This window comes from Leeuwenhoekiella blandensis MED217 (assembly GCF_000152985.1).
Lineage (GTDB): Bacteria > Bacteroidota > Bacteroidia > Flavobacteriales > Flavobacteriaceae > Leeuwenhoekiella > Leeuwenhoekiella blandensis.
The window spans coordinates 708280-731422 of record NZ_CH672395.1; the positions used below are offsets into that span (position 1 = coordinate 708280).

20 protein-coding genes are annotated in these 23143 nt (G+C 39.3%); 10 read left to right on the top strand and 10 right to left on the bottom strand.

Features of this window, described 5'->3' with window-relative positions; genetic code table 11:
- Window position 1 precedes the first annotated feature (1 nt).
- From MED217_RS03050 to MED217_RS03060, 3 genes are all read right to left on the bottom strand, one after another.
- Window positions 2–436 carry a hemerythrin domain-containing protein gene (locus MED217_RS03050; protein WP_009779010.1) on the bottom strand — a complete coding sequence of 145 codons (435 nt, stop codon included), beginning with the start codon at window positions 434–436 and terminating at the stop codon, window positions 2–4.
- Window positions 437–549: 113 nt separating this feature from the next.
- Window positions 550–1254 (bottom strand): TIGR04283 family arsenosugar biosynthesis glycosyltransferase, encoded by a 705-nt coding sequence (locus MED217_RS03055; protein WP_009779011.1) that lies wholly within the window; start codon window positions 1252–1254, stop codon window positions 550–552.
- 81 nt (window positions 1255–1335) lie between these two features.
- The gene (locus tag MED217_RS03060; protein WP_009779012.1) at window positions 1336–2139 is read right to left on the bottom strand and encodes a DUF547 domain-containing protein; all 804 of its coding nucleotides are present in this window, start codon (window positions 2137–2139) and stop codon (window positions 1336–1338) included.
- 296 nt (window positions 2140–2435) lie between these two features.
- Here MED217_RS03060 and der point away from each other — a divergent pair, with 296 nt between their 5' ends.
- From der to MED217_RS03075, 3 genes are all read left to right on the top strand, one after another.
- Window positions 2436–3737 carry a ribosome biogenesis GTPase Der gene (der, locus tag MED217_RS03065; protein WP_009779013.1) on the top strand — a complete coding sequence of 434 codons (1302 nt, stop codon included), beginning with the start codon at window positions 2436–2438 and terminating at the stop codon, window positions 3735–3737.
- A gap of 122 nt (window positions 3738–3859) precedes the next feature.
- Window positions 3860–6598 (top strand): outer membrane beta-barrel protein, encoded by a 2739-nt coding sequence (locus MED217_RS03070; protein WP_009779014.1) that lies wholly within the window; start codon window positions 3860–3862, stop codon window positions 6596–6598.
- A 115-nt stretch (window positions 6599–6713) separates the two neighbouring features.
- Window positions 6714–9515, top strand: coding sequence for an outer membrane beta-barrel protein (locus tag MED217_RS03075; protein WP_009779015.1), 2802 nt, complete (start codon window positions 6714–6716; stop codon window positions 9513–9515).
- On the opposite strand, the gene MED217_RS03080 is transcribed toward MED217_RS03075, so the two are convergent.
- Window positions 9490–10950, bottom strand: coding sequence for a hypothetical protein (locus MED217_RS03080; protein WP_009779016.1), 1461 nt, complete (start codon window positions 10948–10950; stop codon window positions 9490–9492). The genes MED217_RS03075 and MED217_RS03080 overlap by 26 nt on opposite strands.
- Before the next feature lie 151 nt (window positions 10951–11101).
- On the opposite strand from MED217_RS03080, the gene yiaA reads away from it, so the two are divergent.
- Entirely contained in the window at window positions 11102–11566 is a 465-nt protein-coding gene (yiaA, locus tag MED217_RS03085) for an inner membrane protein YiaA (protein ID WP_009779017.1), read from the top strand.
- Between the two features lie 31 nt (window positions 11567–11597).
- Here the strand turns inward: yiaA and MED217_RS03090 are convergent, their stop codons facing one another.
- From MED217_RS03090 to MED217_RS03115, 6 genes are all read right to left on the bottom strand, one after another.
- Window positions 11598–12053, bottom strand: a complete 456-nt coding sequence (locus tag MED217_RS03090) for a hypothetical protein (protein ID WP_009779018.1) — start codon at window positions 12051–12053, stop codon at window positions 11598–11600.
- A 69-nt stretch (window positions 12054–12122) separates the two neighbouring features.
- Complete coding sequence (locus MED217_RS03095) at window positions 12123–12908, bottom strand: TPM domain-containing protein (protein ID WP_009779019.1); 786 nt, start codon at window positions 12906–12908, stop codon at window positions 12123–12125.
- 32 nt (window positions 12909–12940) lie between these two features.
- A complete protein-coding gene (locus MED217_RS03100; RefSeq protein ID WP_009779020.1) occupies window positions 12941–13381 on the bottom strand; it encodes a TPM domain-containing protein in 441 nt (146 codons plus the stop codon).
- Window positions 13381–13995, bottom strand: coding sequence for a LemA family protein (locus MED217_RS03105; RefSeq protein ID WP_009779021.1), 615 nt, complete (start codon window positions 13993–13995; stop codon window positions 13381–13383). The genes MED217_RS03100 and MED217_RS03105 overlap by 1 nt, the downstream gene beginning before the upstream one ends.
- 20 nt (window positions 13996–14015) lie before the next feature.
- A complete protein-coding gene (locus MED217_RS03110) occupies window positions 14016–14345 on the bottom strand; it encodes a MerR family transcriptional regulator (RefSeq protein ID WP_009779022.1) in 330 nt (109 codons plus the stop codon).
- Window positions 14345–15322 carry a M23 family metallopeptidase gene (locus MED217_RS03115; protein WP_009779023.1) on the bottom strand — a complete coding sequence of 326 codons (978 nt, stop codon included), beginning with the start codon at window positions 15320–15322 and terminating at the stop codon, window positions 14345–14347. The genes MED217_RS03110 and MED217_RS03115 overlap by 1 nt, the downstream gene beginning before the upstream one ends.
- Window positions 15323–15453: 131 nt before the next feature.
- Between MED217_RS03115 and alaS the strand changes: the two genes are divergently transcribed.
- From alaS to MED217_RS03145, 6 genes are all read left to right on the top strand, one after another.
- Window positions 15454–18066, top strand: a complete 2613-nt coding sequence (alaS, locus tag MED217_RS03120; protein ID WP_040532554.1) for an alanine--tRNA ligase — start codon at window positions 15454–15456, stop codon at window positions 18064–18066.
- A 10-nt stretch (window positions 18067–18076) separates the two neighbouring features.
- Window positions 18077–19024: a GSCFA domain-containing protein gene (locus MED217_RS03125; protein WP_009779025.1), complete on the top strand. Its 948-nt coding sequence runs from the start codon at window positions 18077–18079 to the stop codon at window positions 19022–19024.
- Window positions 19025–19095: 71 nt separating this feature from the next.
- Window positions 19096–19605 (top strand): DUF6252 domain-containing protein, encoded by a 510-nt coding sequence (locus MED217_RS03130; RefSeq protein ID WP_009779026.1) that lies wholly within the window; start codon window positions 19096–19098, stop codon window positions 19603–19605.
- 182 nt (window positions 19606–19787) lie between these two features.
- Entirely contained in the window at window positions 19788–21698 is a 1911-nt protein-coding gene (locus MED217_RS03135) for an outer membrane protein assembly factor BamB family protein (protein ID WP_009779027.1), read from the top strand.
- Between the two features lie 51 nt (window positions 21699–21749).
- Entirely contained in the window at window positions 21750–22088 is a 339-nt protein-coding gene (locus MED217_RS03140) for a hypothetical protein (RefSeq protein ID WP_009779028.1), read from the top strand.
- The gene (locus MED217_RS03145) at window positions 22089–22832 is read left to right on the top strand and encodes a DUF6498-containing protein (protein ID WP_009779029.1); all 744 of its coding nucleotides are present in this window, start codon (window positions 22089–22091) and stop codon (window positions 22830–22832) included.
- Window positions 22833–23143: the final 311 nt, after the last annotated feature.

The window sequence follows — 23143 nt, forward strand, 5'->3', positions numbered from 1 at the left end:
TTTACCGGTTCTTTTTCATTTCTTTGAGATATTCTTCAGCGATATCTGTTTTTTGCTTTTCGGTAAAAACCTTTCCGGCTAGTTGAAAAAAGCTGTGTTCCTCATCTTCCAGATGGTGTTCTACTTTTTCACAAAGTTGTTTCGCATAGACCAACCAAGCAGGAGAATCAAGATCTGTTTCATCAATTTTCTCGATGAGTTCGTCCATTTCGTGATGCTCTGCAATACCGTGTCTGGCGTGCTCTTGCATCATGTCGTTATGGATGAGTGGTGAATAAAACGTGCGTTCTTCAGCATCTGCGTGTACCTTCAATTCTTTTTTTAGGTCTTCCCACATTTGTTTTCGACCCTTAGATTCTCCCGAAGTAGAAGTGACAAGTCGGCAAAGTTCGCGTTGCTTATCGTGGTCTTTACGAATGGCTTCAAAAATGTTCATTGGTGTAGATTTTTTGTTTCTACTGAAATTACACTTACCGAAACGCTTATGCTGTTAAGAAAGTATCAAATTTTACAACTGAAGAAAATAAATTAGCTTCAAGAGTAATAACGCTACTTTTTAAGATGTTTACAGTAGTACGCGAGTAATTCCTCGGCAGAAGCGCCAAACCACTTTTTAACGTAGATTGCCCAAAAGTGATACTGCACATACCAAACCCCATACTTCTCATACATTCGCGCCGAAGATTTAATAGGATGTTGAATCACGACAAAACTGTTGCGCGCATACAATTCATTGATTAAAATGTTATCTTCATAAATGATGTAGCTTTCATCGAAACCGCCAATCTCATCAAAGAGTTGGCGCGTGATAAACTGACTTTGATCACCACCACGACAAGCCCTCCAACTGAATTTGGTGAACCAACTCGCCAGTTTCAACCACCAGTGTTTGCTGTCAAATTGCATTTTAAAACAGCCTGCCGGATTGCCATTTGCCACTTCTTTTTCAATCAACACATCAAAATGCTTTGGAGGAAAAGAATCTGCATGTAAAAAATACAGAATATCACCTTGTGCAACTTCTGCTCCAGCATTCATCTGTTTAGCGCGACCACGTTGCGAAGAGATGATTTGTAATGCAATTCGGTTAGCTTTAGCAAACTTTTTTGTTATTGTAATGGTATCGTCTGTGCTTCCACCATCAACCACGATTATCTCTACGGCAAGCACGCGTCCCACGTTGTTTTTAAGGTGCGTTAAAAGACAGGGTAAATGAGCAGATTCATTAAGAACCGGAATAATGATACTTATCATTCAAAAATGTTCTGGCAGGTTTTAGATTGAAGGGGATTTTCAAATCTAATGGAATTCAATTAATTATAATAACAATTAGAATTATTGTTCGTTCAACTTCCAGTCGTAATTCTTGTAAGAGACATTTGTGCCTGAGTTGATCTTTGTTGTGCTGTATTGATTTACATAGTCAATAATCGTTGGTGTTTTATCACTGATGAAATCCTTTTTATACCAGTCAAAAATCGAAGAAAGCTTTGCGCTGTTTTTTGAAATTTCGTTTTTATCAGAGTTGATAAACTCCTCTGTAGCACGATCTAATTGTTCATTGATCTTTCCTGCAGTATAAGCTTCATCCAATAATTTTGGACAAGACATTGAAGCGCAATTGATGGCAAAATGAATGCGAGGTTCATTCATTTTACGTAAAACGCCGTTTTCAATTCCGCCTAAAGAAAGGGTTTTATTTCCTACGGGTACAATGCTTTTGGTCCACGCACCATTGATGTCTTTGATACTTTCTACGGGATAATTGTTCAAAATCAAATCTACTGTATAGGCATTGTAAAGATTGATGTAGTAAGCCAAAAGTTCCTGTACAGACCATTCCTTTGAAGGTTCATAAGAAGAAAGCTGTTCTAAATAATTGTTCAGTTTACTTCGGTCTTTTTCAAAACCTTTATAATCTACCATTCCATTTGCATCCACGTGTTTTTTAAGCAATGCGTCCCAGGTGCTGTGGTCTACATTTTCAACTGAATTAGCCGTGGAAGAGGTGAGTTTGTCGGGAGCTTGTTTCGTAGGCTGGCCGCCACTGGTGATTCCGGCAGCAGAAAGTAAATTGCAGCTGTGTAGGGTGATGGCTAATATTATAAGTATGCCGATGCGTTTCATAAGTAAATACATAAACTAGATTGTTTAACAATATATACGCAAGATAACGGGATGCAGATTTGAGCAGCGTCATATTAACAGCATCCTTAACAGATTTTGTGTAAAATTTACAGTTTGTAGCTCTTAAATGTGTTTATGGTATTGATTTATTGAATATTAGCTAAAATATTGCATATTAATTTCTGTGCCGTTAATTATCGTAATTTTGCAGCGCAAAAACTACCTTACCTAAAAAGGATTAAGGTGGTTCAATAGGAAACAAAAGCGTTTTCAAAACCCGTTTTGGGTTTAAGCACAAAGTAAGATTTATGAGTATTGTAGCTATTGTAGGGAGACCTAATGTGGGAAAATCCACTTTTTTTAATCGCTTGATTCAACGTAGGGAAGCTATTGTTGATTCGGTAAGCGGTGTTACTCGTGACCGTCACTACGGAAAAACCGATTGGAATGGTAAGGAGTTTTCGGTAATTGATACCGGAGGTTATGTACGTGGAAGTGATGACATTTTTGAAGAACAGATCGATAAGCAAGTAGAGCTTGCGATCGATGAAGCAGATGCCATTATTTTTATGGTAGATGTAGAAGCCGGCGTTACCGGGATGGATGAGGATGTAGCCACGTTATTAAGACGCCAGTCAAAGCCTGTATTCCTCGTCGTAAACAAGGTTGATAACGCGATGCGTCAAGATGATGCTGTTGAGTTTTACAATCTGGGATTAGGAGAATATTATACGATTGCGAGTATAAGCGGTAGTGGTACCGGTGATTTACTCGATGCAGTTGTAGAAGTGTTACCGGAGAAAGTTGAAGAAGAAGAATCTGTGTTGCCGCGCTTTGCGGTGGTAGGTAGACCTAATGCCGGGAAGTCTTCGTTTATCAATGCGTTAATAGGTGAAGATCGTTATATCGTAACCGATATCGCAGGAACTACACGCGATGCCATTGATACCAAATACAATCGTTTTGGTTTTGAATTCAATCTGGTAGATACTGCAGGAATTCGTCGTAAATCAAAAGTAAAAGAAGATCTTGAGTTCTATTCGGTGATGCGCTCGGTACGTGCCATTGAGCATTGTGATGTTTGCTTATTGGTGGTAGATGCTACACGAGGTTTTGACGGGCAGGTGCAAAATATTTTTTGGTTGGCAGAACGTAACCGCAAGGGTATTGTGATTCTCATCAATAAATGGGATTTGGTTGAAAAGGAAAACAAAACAATACGTGAGTTTGAGAAACATATACGTGCGCAGATTGAACCTTTTACCGATGTGCCTATTGTGTTTATTTCAGCATTGACAAAACAGCGTGTTTATAAAGCGATCGAGACTGCGGTAAAAGTTTATGAGAGTAGAAGTACACGCATCAAAACCAGTGTGCTCAATGATTATATGTTGCCTATAATTGAAGCAACTCCGCCACCGGCGACTAAAGGGAAATACATCAAAATAAAATACTGTATGCAGCTGCCTACGCCGCATCCGCAATTTGCATTCTTCTGCAATTTGCCGCAGTATGTAAAAGACCCGTACAGACGTTTTGTAGAAAATAAATTACGTGAGGAATTTGATTTTGAAGGTGTGCCTATCGCAGTGTACTTCCGTAAGAAATAGGATAAGGATTCAATAATTGATTGTAAAAACCCACATTTTTTAAAAAATGTGGGTTTTTACATTAAACCTTTTATGTTTTTTGCAGTCCTAGAATAAACGTACAATGTACATATATTACCTTTATGAAGCAGATTATACTCTTAATCGTTGGACTGCTGGCACTACAACAAGGTGCTGCGCAAGATTTTCAATTAAACGGAACCATAAAAGATAATAATGGAGTTCCTTTAGAATCTGCCACGGTTTATGTCGAAAAAATAAGTGACAGTACGCTGGTTACTTATGGAATTTCAGACCGGGAAGGTTTTTTTGAGATGGAAGGCAGAACCGATCAAGAGCAACTGAACCTATTTGTTTCTTATGCAGGATTCAAACCTTTGCGTCAGGTAATAACGATAAAACCGAATATCGCTTTAGGCGAAATCAAACTCGAAGTCCAAGACAACTTGCTGGATGAGGTCATCGTCGTTGCAGACCGCGCACCAGTGACCCTTAAAAAAGATACGCTAGAGTTTAATGCCAACTCCTTTAAAACCCGACCCGATGCCAACCTCGAAGAATTATTGAAAAAGCTTCCGGGTGCAGAAGTAGATTCTGATGGAGCGATCACCATAAATGGAAAACCGGTTTCTAGGATTCTCGTTAATGGGAAAGAGTTTTTTGGAGACGATCCTAAAATCGCGACAAAAAACCTTCCGAAGGAAATTATTGAAAAGCTTCAGGTGGTTGACACCAAAACCAAAGCTCAAGAATTTACCGGAGAATCTGGAGATTCTGAAAATAAGACAATCAACATTACCATTAAAAAGGATAAGAATAAAGGGTATTTCGCCAGAGGAACTATTGGCGGTGGTACAGACGGCCGCTATGAAATGAGCGGGATAGGGAACATATTTAAAGACAATATGCGCACCACCATTCTTGCAGGTTCTAATAATATAAACAGTTCAGGATTTGAGTTTGATGATATTTATGGGATGATGGGCCGCAGCGGTGCGCGTGCGGTTGCTTCAGGAAATCGAAGTGGTGGCATCACAAAATCTGAAACTGCAGGAGCTAATTATAGCAATGAATGGTCTGATAAATATGAGTTGAATGGGGATTACTATTTTGACCGGTCTAATACCGATACTCGCAACCGCACCGAGCGTGAAAACATTCTGCCAGATACTACTTATTATTCAAATTCAGAGAATACCAGTAATGCTATAAACGACAGGCATCGGGCAAATGCACGCTTTGAAGTAGAGTTTGACACGCTTACCCGTTTGTCATATTCACCGCGTTTTAATACCAGTAAAACAAAGTCTTTGCGCAGTACGATGGCAAATTCTTTAGATGGAAACAGAGATTTGGTAAACAATACAGAAACTTCAAGTCAAGATGATGTTTATAATTTGAATTTTAGAAATGAGATTGACTTTATAAAACGTTTTGGAAGTCGTGGCGCCTTTTTAAGAATGGAAGTTTCGCAGAATTATGACAATCAGGAAAATGACAACTTTTACTATTCTGAAAGTGAGTTTTTTGGTGATGATGCACGTACCGAAATTCAGGATCAATTTATAGATGAAGATGAGAAAGAATACCAATACGGTTTAGAAGTTGAGCAGCGTCTCGTGCTGGCTACTGACTTTTTTATGGATCTGGCCTATGATTTTTCTTCCTCAAGGTCTACAAATAAACGCTACATCTATGATGCAGATGCGAGTGGTAATTATACGGTGCTTAACGACAGTTTGAGCAGTGATTTTGAAGTGAACACCTATAGACATACACCCAACATTGGTTTTAATTATGACCACGAGGCCTGGCGGATCAATACCAATGTAGGTTTGTTGAACACGATTCTTCAGAATGAAAACTTGCTCAATCCGGCTAATTTTGACAATACGTATAACAACTTGTATTTAAGCGCGCGAGTACGTTATGAGCTTGAACGTTCAAAAAGTATTTCGGTAGATTATCGTACCAATGCAAATACGCCTTCTATTCGCCAGCTACAACCCGTAGCAGATAGAACCAATCCTTTAAATATCGTAGTGGGTAATCCTGCATTGCGTCCGGCTTATAGTCATAATATTGGAGCTAATTTTAGAAGTTTCAATTTTGGTGCCGGTGGCGGAAGCGGAATCTTCAGTTCGTTTGATCTTAGCTTTACAGAAAATCAGGTAGTTTCTGTAAGTACTATTGGTGACGATTTAAGACGTACGACAACCTATGCCAACGTTGATGGGGCGATGTCTGCGGGAGCACGTATTTTCTATACTAAAAGCAGCCGCAAAGAGGAGAAAGAATTTAGATACAATTTCACCTTAAGGGGTAATTTTAGCCGAAACGTAGGTTTTACAAATGGAACATTATTCAACTCTGAGCGTTTTAGTCTTTCTCCCGGAGTGCGTATGACTTATGCCATTCAAGAGGTTTTTGAAGTCAATCCAAGTTATAACCTGACGTATAACGATACCAGATACTCAATCAATGAAAACCGAAACGAAGACTTTATCAATCACCGTGTAGGTTTTGAAGCGACTACTTTTTGGCCAAAGAATGTCATTTTTGGTAACGACATCAGTTATAACTACAACGGAAACGTGTCTCCCGGATTTCAGAATTCTTCCATTTTATGGAATACCAGTTTAGGCTATCAATTTCTTGATGAGAAAGCTACACTGAAACTTAAAGTTTATGATGTGCTCGATCAAGTAGTAGATACACGACGTATCATTGGTGACGATTACATTCAGGATACAAACAGTTTGATTCTAACGCAATACGCGATGCTAAGTTTTACGTATAAGTTGAGCAACTTTGGTGGTCAATCAGGTAATCGACGAGGTGGCCCGCCTAGAAGACGTTAATCTATTAAATGGCTCAGAAGTAATACGTTTTACGTTAAAGTTATCTTAAACTCGATAACTAATTTTTTAGTTATTTAAGAAATCTATTTATTCGTGTATCAATCAAAAAACAATCATGATCAATCGTTATTTAATTGCCTTAGTGCTAGGCATGTTCTTTTTAAGCACATCTGCCCAAGATTTTCAAATCACCGGTAAACTTATTGACCAGGAACAGAAAACTCCTTTAGAAGCGGCAACTGTTGTTCTAGAAACCCTTCAGGATAGTACCGTGATCAGTTACACCATAAGTGATCGCAATGGTCTCTTTGAACTAAGCGGAAAGTCTAATATTCAAAAGGCAAATCTATTTGTCACTTTTGTAGGTTATCAATCTTACGAGCAGCAAATTGACTTTACTAACGAGCGTAGTATTAATCTAGGTGATATTCCGCTAGAATTTCAAGTAGAGTCCTTAGGTGATGTTGTGGTAAAAGGGAGAGCTGCGCCTGTTGTGATCAAGCAGGATACGCTTGAATTTAACGCAGCCTCTTTTAAAACCAAACCCGATGCAACGGTAGAGGATCTTTTAAAAGAATTACCGGGAGCAGAGGTAGATGCCGATGGTCAAATACGCATCAATGGGAAACCGGTTAATAATATTCTGGTTAATGGTAAACCGTTCTTTGGCGATGATCCTACCATTGCTACACGTAACCTTACCAAGGAGTTGATCAATAAAATTCAGGTTGTTGATACAAAAACAGAGTCTGAAGAATTTGCCGGTGAACAAGGCGATAGTGAAAATAAAACCATCAACATCACCATTGATGAAGATAAGAATAAAGGACTTTTTGGCCGGGTAGCTGCGGGTGGTGGCACCGATAATCGTTTTGAGTTTGCAGGTATTGGAAATTACTTTGACAATGATCTGCGTTTCAGTTTGCTGGGAAGCGGAAATAACATCAATTCACCTGGATTTAGTTTTGGAGAGATCGAAAAGATGTTTGGTAATGCAAGCTATATTTCAGTAAGCAGCAACGGAGGTTTTAATGTAGGTGGAAGAAGTTTTGGAATGGGGCAAGGTATCGTCAACTCGCGTAACGCAGGGATGAATTTTGCCAATGATTTTGGCGAAGCGATAGAGACTTCTGCAGATTACTTTTATTCGGGAGCCAATAGTTTTAATGAAACCGACAGGGTACGTGAAAACATCTTGCCAGATAACCGCTTTACCTCAATAAGTGATTCTCGCACCGATTCTAATACCGATAACCATTCTGCAAACCTTAGGTTTCAAGCCGAAATAGATTCGACATTTATGGTAGAATTTCGTCCTTCTCTTAACTATACGCTAGGAACCAACAGCAGTTCGGGAAGTTCAGTAACCACAAACGAAGCCGGAGACTTGGTAAATGACAGCGAGTACGACAACTTTAATGATCGTACGACGCGTAATTTGAGTAATCGTCTTACCGCGACCAAACGTTATGGAGAAAAGGGGGGATTTATTCGAATCAATGGTAATCTTCAGTTAGACGAGACAGAAAGCATCGATTTTACCAATTCAGAAACCAATGTTTACGGTACCGATGCCAGTCAGATTCTACGAAATCAGCGTACCGATGGTGATAATAATACAGACGGAATTACTACAAATGTAAAGTGGCGCATTCCGCTTATTTCAAAAAAACTCTTTTTAGAGACCGAGTATGAGTTTAAGAATGAAAACCGCACTAATACGCAGTTGGTCTATGATTTTGATGCTGCCAGTCAGTCGTACAACCAACTCATCACTCCGCAGAGTACCGATTTTGAAAGTACAAACCGAAGTCATAAACCTCAATTTGGAGTAAGCTATAATTCAAAAAAACTCCGCGGAAGCATTAATGCAGCGTATGTAGCCCGAAAATTAACAGGTGAGGATTTGTTGACTGATGAAACCGGAAACCGAGTGCGTGATATTGATTTTGAGAATAATTTTAACGCCCTTGAAGCAACAGCTCGGTTGAACTATAATTTTACACAAAAACTAAGTTTGTGGTCTGCTTATAACTTAAGTAATAACGCACCAGATGTTAGACAACTTTCTCCCTATTTAGATGTTTCAGACCCGATTAACACCGTTCAAGGTAATCCTAACTTGAGTCCTACCAATAGCCATAACTTCAATATGGGAGTCAACAATTATGATTGGGAGACTAGAAGTGGATTGTACTCTTATTTTGGCGCTACGTTTACTAATGATCAAGTGGTGAACCTTACTACTGTAGATGATAATTTTGTGCGATCTACCACTTTTACAAATGTAGATGGGGTGTATAATGCTTACGGAAATCTAGGCTATAACAAAGACTACAAGCTGGATAGTCTTAGAACGTTAAAAGTTGAAGTAGGAATGAGTGGTGGTATCAATCGTTTTGTGAACTTTTTCAATGCAGATCAATATGCCAGTATCACTAAATCTATTTCGCCTAGTTTAGGCTTACGTTTTACCTGGACCGATTGGTTTGAGCTGCGTCCTGAATATAGAATTAGCTTTAATGAGACGACATTTAACCGTGATTTCTTTGATGGGCAAGAATTTACGCAGCACAATGCGCGCCTACGTACTACAACCTATTTCCCGGAGTGGCTTACTTGGGAAAATGATATTAGATATACTTACAATCCAAATGTAGGAGCAGGATTTCAGCGGGACGCGGTATTCTGGAACACGTCATTGGCGTATTCTTTCCTGAATAATAAAGCAATAGCGACCTTTAAAGTGTATGATTTGCTCAATCAAAATACCAACTCAAGACGTACAGCCACCCAATCCTATATTGAAGATGTGCAGAGTACTGTTTTACAACAGTATTTTATGTTGAGCTTCAGCTATAAATTCAATACGCTGGGTAAAAAAGGAGAAGTTAGAGAGAATGGTTGGTGGGATTAATCAGGTCAAGTGTGACTTTGTATAAATTCTGGTTAATCATTTTAGATTTTAGCCAAGCATAAAAGCTTATAGCAAATAGGTCTTCACGCTCGAGACCGACCCATTCAAATGAACGATCAACTTCTTTGGTGAACGTATCAGATTGAACGTGCTTAGGGTTTGTGTAATAAATGCTCGCTAGCTTGATGAAGGTTAATACACGTTCTTCTCCAAGAGCTTTGAGTCTGTTGTAAAACCTTTTATGTAAAGATTTTTGTTTTTGCAAAACCAAATCCAGCTTGTCTAATTCTATCAGAAGTAGAAAGCCTATAATTTCTTTTTTAACTACCCAAGTAAGACCTTGATGTCTTTCATAGTAGTGGTCACTATGCTGAAATTTTTTATAGATCTGATAGGCATCTTTATATCTGTTTTGATGAAAATAGAGTGTTGTTAAAAGGAGTTGAACTTGAGGTTCGTTACTTTTGATGTTTTCGCATAATTCAATAGCCGCTAAAGGGTTGCCTGAATAATTTAAAGTGAGCGATCTAAGAATTAATGTTTGATTACGAAATTGATAAAGATATCTTTTTGATAAAATAGAATCAAGCTCATCTAAAAAGTCTAATGTCTTTTGGAAATTTTTATTTCTAAAGCTATTTGAAGCCATTAGATAGAGAATCTGTAAGTGATAATAGCTATGCTTATTTGAAGTTTTTTTTGTGTTTACGTGGCGAAAAGCTTCTTGCATTAAAGGTGAAATATCATAGTAATTACTTTCAGCTTCGGCAGTGTCGCAAAGAAGATCCATGAATTGGAAAAGAGACTTGTATGTGAAATCCTGGTTAGGAATTATATTAAAATAATCTAGTACTTCTTTTAGAGCTATATTTTTATTAGTTGTACCTGCTCTTAATTTACGTTTTAAAGTTGCGTAGGCCTGTTTAAATTTAAGCGTGGTGTTCAACATCCTTAAATTTCGATCGCTATTATCTAAAATTGAGTTTAGGTTGATTTCTGGCAGTATAGCTGCATATTGCAATTGTGTATCATAAATTTCGTGTAGCGCAGTGTGTAGTTCAAATTCAAAAGCAAGTTCTTCAGCCTTTGAAAGTGTTTTCCACCCAAGTTTAAAGAGCTTTTTTTCAAATAAAATGCGACTGGATAATAGAAGTTTTAAAGTGTCTGATTCTTCACTTGATTCCTTAGCAAAACTTTTGGATGCTATAAATTCAAGTAGACTATCACGCAAACGCTTACTTAGGGCGTGGTAAGCATTCCGATTCATTTTCTTATAAAGTGTTTGCGGTAATTCTTTGGTTTTACCCTGACAAATCATTTTGAATAAAAGTATGTTTTTAGCATCTCCTCGTCGGTTCTTCTTTTTAAGGAATTGTACTGCTTCCTTTTGTTCTTCATCCGAAAATGTACTTATCAATTTGAAAAGGTTGTTCATTAAATAGTAAGTATTAATCGCTATAGTTACAGTAAATATAGTAGTTGCTGCGTATCAATTTACTTTTAAATCATAAGTATTTCTAAAAAACAGGTTTTCCTGATTTAGAAGCTACTCTCACATTTGTAGTGTAATTCTCAAAACAAATATTATGAAAACTACATTTGAAAACGAAAAGAATGTTCTTTCTAATGAAAGTAAAGGTTCAGCATTCCAAAATTCAACAAAGCCCACTGCTGCTTTCGTTTCAGCTGCTTGGTCTGCATTATTTATAGGCATGCTGTCCTACTGCATCGGTTTGTGGAATGCTTCGATGCTTTTAAATGAAAAGGGGTACTACTTTACAATCTTACTCTTTGGGTTATTCTCGGTAATTTCTGTACAAAAGAGTGTTCGGGATAAGCAAGAAGGAATAGAAGTGACAGATATTTATTATAGTATCAGCTGGTTCACCACAATAGCGTCAATTCTTCTTTTAATAATAGGGCTGTGGAATGCTAACTTAGAGTTGAGCGAGAAGGGATTCTACGGTATGTCTTTTACATTGAGTTTGTTTGCAGCGGTTACGGTACAAAAGAATACAAGGGATCTTAAATTATTCTCGAAAAACTCATAGCGATTAAAAGGGCTCATATGAGCCCTTTTAATTATTGATTTTCAAAAGCCTTTAAATACCTTATTAAATTAATTAAATGTGCTTCAGAATGAATTTTCATAAGGGTGTTGAAATACCATAAACCGTCATTCAGGCTGGTGTTTTTGAGGCGCCAGGCGACTTCGCTTAGATCAATGATCAGATCTGTTAGATCGTCAATCGCATCTTCTTCCAACAGTTCTGGATCTTGATCGGTTTTAAAAGAAATAGTACTCGAGCGATACCAACCAAACTCCGGGAAATTTACTTTCACATACGCGTAAACTTCAGCATAGTCTAGACGTTGTACTTCTTTATAAAGTTGCTCGTCAAAGTTGGAGTTTAAATTCAAATACAAAGCGTATAAGTCTCCCAGAGATTTTTTGAGACTTACCAATTTGTTGGGGTCAGCAACTGGTTCACTTCCGTATTTTGTGATTTGATGTATGAGTTGAAGAAAAGATTCCAAATGAAATTTCTTTTAAGAATTAAAGGGATCGGTTGGGTCATTGCAATTTAGAAGGATAGCAGGTAGTATTTACCAACCTCCGGAAGCACCACCGCCTCCAAAGCCGCCACCGCCGAAACCACCTCCAAAGCCGCCGCCTCCACCGAAGCCACCACCAGAGGATCCTCCGCCAAAGCCACCGCCTCCGAGTCCGCCGCGACCTAGACTGCTCAAAATGATGACGTCTAGTAAACTGCCTGCACCGCTACGTCTACCACCGTTTCTGCCGTTTCCGCCACCGCGAGAACGACTTAGGATAAAAATGATAACGAAAAAGATGATGATAATGGGTAGAAAATTGCGAATACTGGGACCGTTATTTTCCTGTCTCGAACCTTGGTATTCGCCTTGAAGCATTTGAAAAAGTGCATTTGCAGCTTGGTCCAGACCCGCGTAATAATCGCCTCTTTTAAATTGAGGGATCATAATACGGTTGATCACCTGTTCGGCCATACGGTCTGTGATGATCGTTTCGATCCCATAACCGGTGTTGATATCAACTTTACGATCTTCGGTGGCCAGTGTGATCAGGATTCCGTTGTCTTTCCCTTTTTGACCAATGCCCCATTTTTGGCCCCATTTAGCTCCAAGAAAGCTGATGTCTTCACCTTTGGTACTCGGGATGATCACCACCACAATTTGCGTTGAGGTAGTATCACTATAGCGTACAAGTTTATTTTCAAGTGCTGCCTTTTGACCAGAATTTAAAAGATCTGCATAATCGTAAACACTGGTTTGTTTGCTTGGTACTTCCGGAATATCAAATTGCGCTAATCCTTTCGCCGAAAGGCAAAAAAGAAAAGCAAGCAAAAGCATCGTTCTAATAGAACGTATTTGAGGTAAATAGATCAAGAGGTCGATATTTCGTCTGAAAGTTCATTGATGTCATCATCGTCCCAAGGGAAGAAATGCGCCAATTGATCGCCGGCAGAACTGATGCCTTTAACCAATCCGGTTTTGAACTTTCGGTTTTTAAATTCGGTTTGCATGAGATCTTTGGTGCTTTGCCAGAAATCATCAGGAACAACTTTATTGATGCCGCGATCACCACAAATGGCAAACTTTTTGGCATCAACTGCAACATAAATGAGGACGCCATTTTCTTCTTTGGTGTTGTCCATTTTAAGCTGATGAAACAAAACTTTTGCGCGCTCTAGTGCTTCTTCATCACAAGTGCGTTCTAAGTGCACGCGGATCTCTCCAGAAGTTTTGAGCTCGGCCTGGCGAATGGCTTCAACAACTTCTTGTTCTTCTTCTGCCGTTAAAAAGTCTTCAACTACAGATGCCATTATGCTGCGTCATTATTGAAATCAAAATCAACTTCAGGAGCAGTTTGCGCACCTTCTTCAGCTTCAAAATATTCCATCTCTTCAAAGTTGCCAATGATGTTATTTACGATGTTATTCGGGAAGGTTTTGATGTGCTTGTTATAAGGTTTGATCGCTGCATTATAACGGTTACGCTCTACGTTGATACGGTTTTCTGTACGCTCAAGTTCGTTAATCAATTCCTTAAAATTCTCATTTGCCTTAAGGTCAGGATAGCGCTCTACGGTTACAAGCAATCTGCTTAACGCCGAACTCAAACCGCTTTGTGCTTGCTGAAATTGTTCTAACTGTTCAGGAGAGATATTTGTTGGATCAATATTTACCGACGTCGCTTTGGAACGCGCTTCGATCACATCGGTAAGGGTTTTTTGCTCAAATTCAGCATAGCCTTTGGCTGTGTTTACAATGTTAGGAATAAGGTCTGAACGACGCTGGTAAGCACTTTCAACATTACCCCATTGAGCGGTTGCATCTTCTTGCAACTCGATACCGGTATTGTAAAAACCTTTAAAAAATGAATAGCCAATGATAAGAAGTATGACCACTACGATTAGCGCGATAATTCCTTTTTTCATGATGATTGATGTTTGTTAGATTAGAGTTGATCTTTTAATTGTTGAAGCTGGGCTTTGATATTTTCCAGCTTTCTGATGAGATCAAATTTATTGATGGTTTCTTGTTTGTTTTCTTTTAAATGCGTTTTTGCACCTTCAAGCGTAAAACCGCGTTCTTTTACCAAGTGGTAAATAAGCTCCAGATTCTTGATGTCTTCCGGTGTGAACTTGCGGTTACCTTTTGCATTTTTCTTCGGTTTGATGACATCAAACTCTTTTTCCCAAAAACGAATGAGTGACGCATTGACGCCAAAGGCATCAGCGACTTCACCAATACTGTAATATAATTTTTCGGGCAGTTCGACGTGCATTAATCCAGAGATTGATTTTCGAGTTGTGCTTTCTGTAAAATTACATCAAACTCTTCAGGCGAAAGGTTTCCGTAGTAAAAATTAATCGGGTTTATACGCTGCCCATCTTTGAAGATCTCATAGTGCACGTGCGGCGCTTCAGACCGGCCGGTGCTTCCTACAAAACCTATAAGATCACCACGTTGCACCTTTTGACCTCTGCGCACATTGTATTTGTAAAGATGCGCATACAGACTTACATAACCGTAACCGTGGTCGATGCGTATGTGATTTCCGTAACCTGTAGCATTGTTGTCTGCACGTTCTACGACACCATTTCCTGTGGCATAAATGGGGGTTCCACGCGGAGCGGTAAAATCCATTCCCCAGTGCATTTTGCGTTCTTTGGTAAATGGGTCAGAACGCATCCCGTAACCCGAAGCAATACGCGTCAAATCTTTATTGGCAACAGGCTGAATTGCAGGAATCGCGTTTAAGAATTTTTCTTTTTCTTCGGCCAAAACGGCGATTTCGTCAAGCGATTTGCTTTGCACTACGAGCTGTTTGGTAAGAATGTCTAAACGTTTGTTAGACTCAATAATAAGTTTTGAGTTGTCATAGCCTTCAAGATCTTTATACCGGTTAACTCCACCAAAACCGGCTTTACGCTGCTCATCAGGAATTGGATTGGCTTCAAAATACAGTCTGTAAATATTGTTATCCCGTTCTTCAACTTCGCTCAGTACGGTTTGAACCTGATCTAACTTTTTATTAAGTACGCCATATTGCGTTTTCATATTTTGCAATTCCCGCTGAAGCGCTTTTTCACGAGGCGTTTCTAGATTAGGAATGTTTAAATAAATAACCAGAAGTATAAATCCCGCAAGAAAAGAAGCGCCTATAGATAACAAGGCGTAACCCAACTTACGCCCCTTGCGTTTCTCTATTTTTTTATAGGAAAGCGTCTCTTTGTCGTAATAATATTTAACCTTAGACATTAGTTAATTTATTCTATTTTTGCGTTAAAATATATGCTTGTATCCCGCATTTAAATAAGGGGTAACGAACAAATATAAAAAATAGTTTGCCGGTAATCATATTTTGGCAAAAGCTACTCTAAAATTCACTCATGAAATCCCAAGAAATACGCGATCAATTTCTATCTTTTTTTAAGTCCAAAAACCATTCCATCGTGGCCTCTGCGCCCATGGTGATCAAAAACGATCCTACGCTGATGTTCACCAATGCCGGAATGAACCAATTTAAGGAATTTTTTCTGGGTAACGGAACTCCAAAAGATACACGTGTCACTGACACTCAGAAATGTTTACGCGTGAGCGGAAAACATAATGACCTGGAAGAAGTGGGGAAAGATACCTATCATCACACGATGTTTGAGATGCTGGGGAACTGGAGTTTTGGAGATTATTTTAAACAAGACGCGATCGATTGGGCTTGGGAATTACTTACCGAAGTTTATAAGATCGATAAGAATAAACTTTATGTAACCATCTTTGAAGGTGATGATTCAGAAGGGCTTGAGCGTGATGCTGAAGCGTATGATATGTGGAAAAAGCACGTAGCTGAAGACCGTATCTTGAATGGAAATAAAAAAGACAATTTCTGGGAAATGGGCGATCAAGGTCCTTGCGGACCCTGCTCTGAAATTCACGTGGATTTACGTTCTGAAGAAGAAAAAGCAAAAACTCCCGGAGCAGAATTGGTCAATGCAGATCACCCGCAAGTGGTAGAGATCTGGAACCTCGTTTTTATACAATTCAATAGAAAAGCAGACGGTTCTCTTGAAAACCTTCCGGCGCGACATATTGACACCGGGATGGGCTTTGAACGTCTGTGCATGGTGCTTCAGGATAAAACGTCAAACTACGATACCGATGTGTTTACACCGCTCATTCGTGAGATCGAGACCATCGCGCATTCAAAATATGGTCAAAGCGAAGAAACAGATATCGCCATTCGTGTGATCGCAGATCACGTGCGCGCAGTAGCATTCTCAATTGCAGACGGCCAGTTGCCAAGTAATACAGGAGCAGGTTATGTGATTCGACGTATTCTGCGCCGTGCCGTGCGTTATGGATTTACCTTTTTAAATACCAAAGAGCCATTTATTTATAAATTGGTTAGCGTTTTGGTAGATGAGATGAGCAAAGCCTTTCCTGAACTTAAAAAACAACAGAACCTTATTTTCAATGTAATTAAAGAAGAAGAGCAGAGCTTTTTACGCACCTTAGATCAAGGTTTGGTGTTGCTTGATTCTATTATTGCAGAAACTAAAGGAAAAGAAGTTTCAGGAGCCAAGGCCTTTGAATTGTACGACACTTACGGTTTTCCGATAGATCTTACTGCATTGATCCTTTCAGAAAAGGGATATACGCTTGATGAAAAAGCATTTCAAACCGAATTACAAAAGCAGAAAGACCGTTCTCGTGCTGCCGGAAAAATTGAAGCAGGAGACTGGACGATAGTTGAAGAAGATAGCGAGGAAGAATTTGTAGGATACGACACGCTGCAAACTCCGGTGCGCATTACCCGTTACCGAAAAATAAACACGAAGAAAGAAGGAGACCAATATCAGTTGGTTTTTAATCTTACTCCGTTTTATGCTGAAGGCGGCGGTCAGGTTGGCGATAAAGGATATCTGGAAGCGGCCAACGGCGATGTGGTTTACATCACTGACACCAAGAAAGAAAATAACTTGATTATTCACCTTTCTAAAAACCTTCCGAAGAATTTAAACGAGACCTTTACCGCGGTTGTTGATGCAAAACAGCGTCACAGAACTCAGGCAAATCACTCGGCGACACACTTGCTGCATCAGGCATTGCGTGCCGTTTTAGGAACACACGTAGAGCAAAAAGGTTCTATGGTGCATAGCGGTTATTTACGTTTTGACTTCTCGCACTTTTCAAAAGTGACTGCCGAAGAACTTAAGGATATCGAGCAGTTTGTAAATGCGCGCATTCAGGAGCAATTACCGCTTGAAGAGCAGCGTGCGATCCCTTACGATCAGGCGATCGCAGAAGGTGCGATTGCCTTATTTGGTGAAAAATATGGTGATGCCGTGCGTACCATTCGTTTTGGGAAATCTATGGAATTGTGCGGGGGAACCCACGCTGAAAACACTGCCGATATTTGGTATTTCAAGATCAAATCAGAAAGTGCTGTAGCTTCTGGAATTCGTCGTATTGAAGCGATTACCGGTGATGCAGTGATGCAATATTTTGAAGAGCAGGATGAACAGTTAGAAGCGGTGCGCAGTTTATTGAACAATGCTAAAGAACCGGCAAAATCTATTGAAAGCCTTCAGTCTGAAAATAACGAGCTTAAAAAGCAATTAGAAGTGCTTCTTGCTGAAAAAGCAAAGAATGTAAAAGGCGAATTGAAAACTGAAATTCAAGAAGTGAATGGTGTTCAATTTCTTGCCAAAGAAGTCGATCTCGACGCAAACGGAATCAAAGATTTGGCATTTCAGTTGGGCGGTGAAGTAGATGATCTCTTTCTTTTATTGGCATCGCGTCAAGGCGGAAAGGCATTGTTAAGTTGTTATATTGATAAGGAATTAGCTAAAGCGAAAGACTTAAATGCAGGAACCATCGTACGCGAGTTGGGTAAATTTATCCAAGGAGGCGGTGGCGGTCAGCCATTTTTTGCAACCGCAGGAGGAAAAAATCCTGACGGCATTGCTCAAGCGCTGAACGAAGTAAAAACGTATTTGGGTTAAAAAGTAAGATTTGAAATTACAAACAACCATACCTTTAAAACCGAGTGGTAATCCTATAGATTATCACTCGCGTTTGTTTTTGGTAGGAAGTTGTTTTGTAGAAAATATAGGAGCCAAGCTTACGTACTATAAATTTCGGACTACGATAAATCCATTTGGGATCTTATTTCATCCAGAGGCGATCGCGCGATTTTTAGAATTGGCGGTTTCTAGTAAGCAACTTTTTGAAGCTGATCTTGAAGAACTACAAGGCAGGTTTGTAAGCTTTGATGCACATTCCGCATTAAGCGCTTCATCAGCAGCTGAAACTACCCAATTATTAAATGAGGCACTTGTTGAGACCAAACATCAGCTAGCGGAAGCATCGCATATTGTGATCACTTTGGGTACGTCTTGGGGGTATCGGCATTTGGAACAGGATAAAATTGTTGCCAATTGTCATAAGATTCCGCAGAAAGCTTTTCAGAAAGAATTGACTTCTGTTGATGCCATTGCAGCAACTACAAGACGTATGCTTTCAGCAATTGCTAAAGTGAATTCGCAAGTGCAGGTGATTTTTACTGTTTCGCCCGTGCGACACACTAAAGATGGTTTTGTAGAAAATCAGCGTAGTAAAGCCCATTTGCTTGCGGGAATGCATCAGGTTTTAGATGACTCACAGCATATGGCGTATTTTCCGTCGTACGAACTTATGATGGATGAGCTTCGCGATTACCGTTTTTATGACAGAGATTTGATCCATCCCAATGCTTTGGCGGTTGATTATATCTGGGAGCGCTTTTCTTCGGTTTACTTTTCTGAAGAAACCCAAAAAACAATGCAAAAGGTTCAGGAAGTTCAGCAGGGTTTGGGGCACAAAGCTTTCAATCCAGATTCTGAAGCGCATCAGAAATTTCTCAAAAACTTAGAGGCTAAAAAACGTGCGTTACAAGCAGATTTTCCTCATTTTCAATTTTAAATACGGCAATTGCCTTATGGATTAGTGCTTTGATTTACAGGAGTTTTGTTCTGTATTTTAAACCTAAAACCATGAAAACAATTACAAGAATTACTTCAGTTTTACTTTTTAGCCTACTCGTTCTAACCGCGTGTTCAAAAGATGATGATGGCGGTACAAGCGCAGCCGGCGATGGCGAATTGACCGCTACTGTTGATGGCGCTTCTTTTGAATCCTTTCCCGAAGCTACAACCGCGGTGGAGAGCAATGCCGGCGGAGTACAAACCCTCACCATTTCCGGCGGAACGATGGATTCTGAAAATATTCAGATTATGATTATCGGTTTTGAAGGCGTGGGCACCTATGACCTTAATGGCGTGAGTCTGGGCAGTTATACCTATCTCGAAGATACCTCAAACTTTAATAGTGCGATGGTGTTTACCACTTCAACAGGTGCAGCTTCTAACGGCGAAATCAAGATCGCCGAATATACTGCAGGCGGTACGGTAACGGGAACCTTCAATTTTACCGGTTACTTAACGAGTAACACCAGTCAAACCGTTGCCGTAACCAACGGAGCGTTTAATGTGACTATTCAATAATATATAAAATCTCAAGTGTTGAGGTTTTTACGTGAAGTCAGGAGTTGGATTATACCTTTTTCTGACTTCTTTTTTTTTCTACAAAGCCAAGTGTTTTTGAAATAATAAGGCAATTGCCGTATTGATTTCGGCTTGATAATCAGGCAATTTTGAGCCTGTAAAAACTTTTAACCTGTACAATTATGAAACTTAAATTATACCATTTAAAAAATACCTTACTGCTGTTTTTTGTCACTGCAATGACTTTTGCTCAAAAAGCAGAAGCACCGGATTATACCTATGATGTGGGAGCCGGAATTAATGATATGACGCTTACTTTGGGTGGAACGCTCGTTGTTTGTACAAACGACGGTCTGGCTGGGATCAAACCGGGATCAAATGAGTTGGTTTTCAATTTTACCGATTATGGAAGCGTAAAGCCTGAAGAAGTACAATATATTCCAAATTCGCCCTATTTGATGGTAGATCAAAATGGAGTAGGCGGTATCAAAGCCTTATCGGGTTTTTCAAGCAAGAAAGCAGTGATCGATTATATCTCTGGTGAGGTTTTGTTCAGTACTGAAAAATACGACTGGAAAACCGTGCAAACTGCAGATGTGATGATGCCAGAGAACAAACTCGTGATCAGCGGACTGCAAAAAGGCGGTGGTCAGGCAGAATCTGTAACTCCAAAAATCGCAGTATATGACTTGCTCACCGGTGAGCTTGATTATTCTTTTTTCTTGATCAAACCAGGAAAAACCACAGCTAAATATTTTGCAGTTAGTGGAACGCCGCTATTGCTGAAGGATAAATTACTTGTGCCTACCACGCAAGGTATTTATGCTAAGACCAAAACCGGAGAAACGCTTTGGGAGAATAAGGTGAAAGGTGTGAATTGGATGGTTACTAACGAAGATGAAAGCGATATCTATGCCATTGAAATGAACGATGCAAAGACCAATACGCAAGTGTATAAAATAGGGGCGAACGGAGCGGAAATTTGGAAAGATGCTCCCAAGGTTCAAGGTGTGGTGAGTAATTTTCAAATCCTACCTCAAGGGCTTATCGTGGTAAGTGACAAGGACACTTCGGGAAAAAGTATTTTAGCGGGTCGTTCAGAATCTAAGATCAACTTTTTGAGTGCTTCTACCGGCGAAGATTTGTGGGATAAAGCGCCAAAAACTAAAGGTTTTGTACAGCATTTTTACGTGATGGATGATGGTGTATTATTCGGTATTTATGAAGGTGGAATCAATAAAGTTTCTTTTGATGGAACTCCTTTATTTAAGAAACCGCTTAAAACAGGAGAAGATATCAAGTTGATGGCAGAAACCCCTAACGGACTCATCTATATCACTTCTGAAGATGCAAATATTGTTGACCTAAAAACCGGGGATCAGGTTTGGAAAAAACCGTTGAAATACAAAAGCGTTAACAGCGTGACTTCAGCTTTTGATGCGAAAAACAACCGCTACTTGATCAATGCAGACGATGAGCTATTTGCGATAGATGCAGAAAGTAGTGAGATTTCGACCTTAGCAAAAGTGAAGTTTGAAGAAAAAGAATACCCGAGTACACTAAGCGTTCGCGATAACGGAATTTACTTAGGTAGCGATCAAAATATGGCTTTGCTTGATTTTGATGGCGACACACAATATCACACCTATCTAAAATCTCCAGGTCGCAGTACTTTTGGTAAAATTGTTGGGGGTGTTACTGCAGTTGCCAGTACAGCGTTAACTATGACCTCTGCAATGGCAGCAGGTGCTAATATGCGTGGTCACGCGGTTAATACCAATAATCTTAGAAATTATAATGAATACGGAAGAGAGGCTAAACGTGCGCAGGATATGTTTGCTGGTATGGCAGATGCTTCTTTTGAATATCTAAACAAACGTTTTAAGGCTTCAGCAGCGACTGAAAATGCACAATTTATCTTGACTAAACTTGATGATGGTACGGGGCTTGCAAAAGTGAGTAAAGCCAACGGCGAGATAGAAAAAGAGATCATTCTAGAAGATAAAAAACCGGAATATAAGGTTGATGATTATGGTGGTGTGCTGTATTACAAAGCAGATAATAAAACCATCTATGCCTATAATTTAAACTAAAAAACTCCCGAAGTGCTTATCGAGTGCTTCGGGATTCTTAATTGCTAAAAGATGCATCTCATTTTTATCGTTGTGGGTTTAAGTATCCCGTTAGGGTATTTGATTTTTAGAGTGGTAGAACGTCAATTTGGCTATCGTTTTTCTAAAGCCAAAATTGCCTTTTTTTATAGCTTCGCTGCGATGGTGTATACACTTGTTGCGTTGCTTGCTAGTTTTTTACACCTCTATTTTCTACAGTTTTATATCGCTATTCCTGCTTTGATTACCGCATTCTTATGTTTTTATAGAGCAAAGCAGTTAAGCTTAAAATCAAACCATAAACGCTTTGTTTTAATACTGCTGGTGTTGGTAAGTATCTGGTGTTGTATTCAGCTTATAAATTCATTTTAGATGGAAAAGTTCAACTCAACTGTTTTATTAAAAGTTGCGAGACCCGACAAGTCTAATGCCGCATTGTATCTAAATGCGATGTTTTTATTGATGCTGTTGGCAGTAGGTTTTGTAACACCGTGGAGTATTGTGATGGCTTATTTTCTTGAGACCATTATTATTGGGATATTAAATGCATTGAAAATGGCTCTTTGCGTCGCGTACAAACGACACAATGGCGGCACACAAGGATTTGGGATCATTCTCTTTTTTCTGGTGCATTATGGTTTTTTTGTGGCGATACAGAGCATTTTTGCTTTTACATTTTTTGAGTTAGGAGGAAGCACCTTTTTTACAGATGGTATTTCAGTTTTAAAGAATTACTGGACGCTACTCCAATTAGATGGTATGTGGCTTTTGCTCTTGAGCATAATTCTCAATAACTGCTTTTCTTTTATAACCGACTTTCTGGGAGAAAAACGCTACCTGAAATTTACAGCTAGTGAGTTGATGATCAAACCCTATTTGCGCATATTCATTCAGCAGTTTGTGGTAGTGCTTTCTGGTTTTTTCTTAGTGTATCTCGATGCCGGTTTTATTGCAGCGGTTTTGCTTATTGTGATTAGACTTGCGATTGATTTATTTCTGGTGAGTTTGCGAGACAATTCGGCTTCTATAGATAAAATGGCAGATTGGTATGCTTCAAAAAACGTTGAAGTTTCTGCGGAGGAAGTTAAAAAGCAACTCAAAATTTTTACGGAGTAAGTAATGCATTAAGCCTATGATTTTAGAAAGTGCGCACGTGTTGGGTTTTTTATTGGCGGTTTCGCTTATAGCCGCTGGTATGGTTTTGATTTGTTTTTGTCTACGAAAAAAGGATCGCTTAGCATCTGCTTACCGCTGTCAACAATTACAATCGAAACTTGAAATACACCAAATTCAAATAAGAACGAGAGCGCTTAATTTGAAACAATACGACTTCCAAGAGTATAATCTTAAGGAGATACTTATGTGTCAAATAAGTCCAAAATGGCATTCAAAGGCTTGAAAAATAAAAAAATAGGGTTATTTTACGT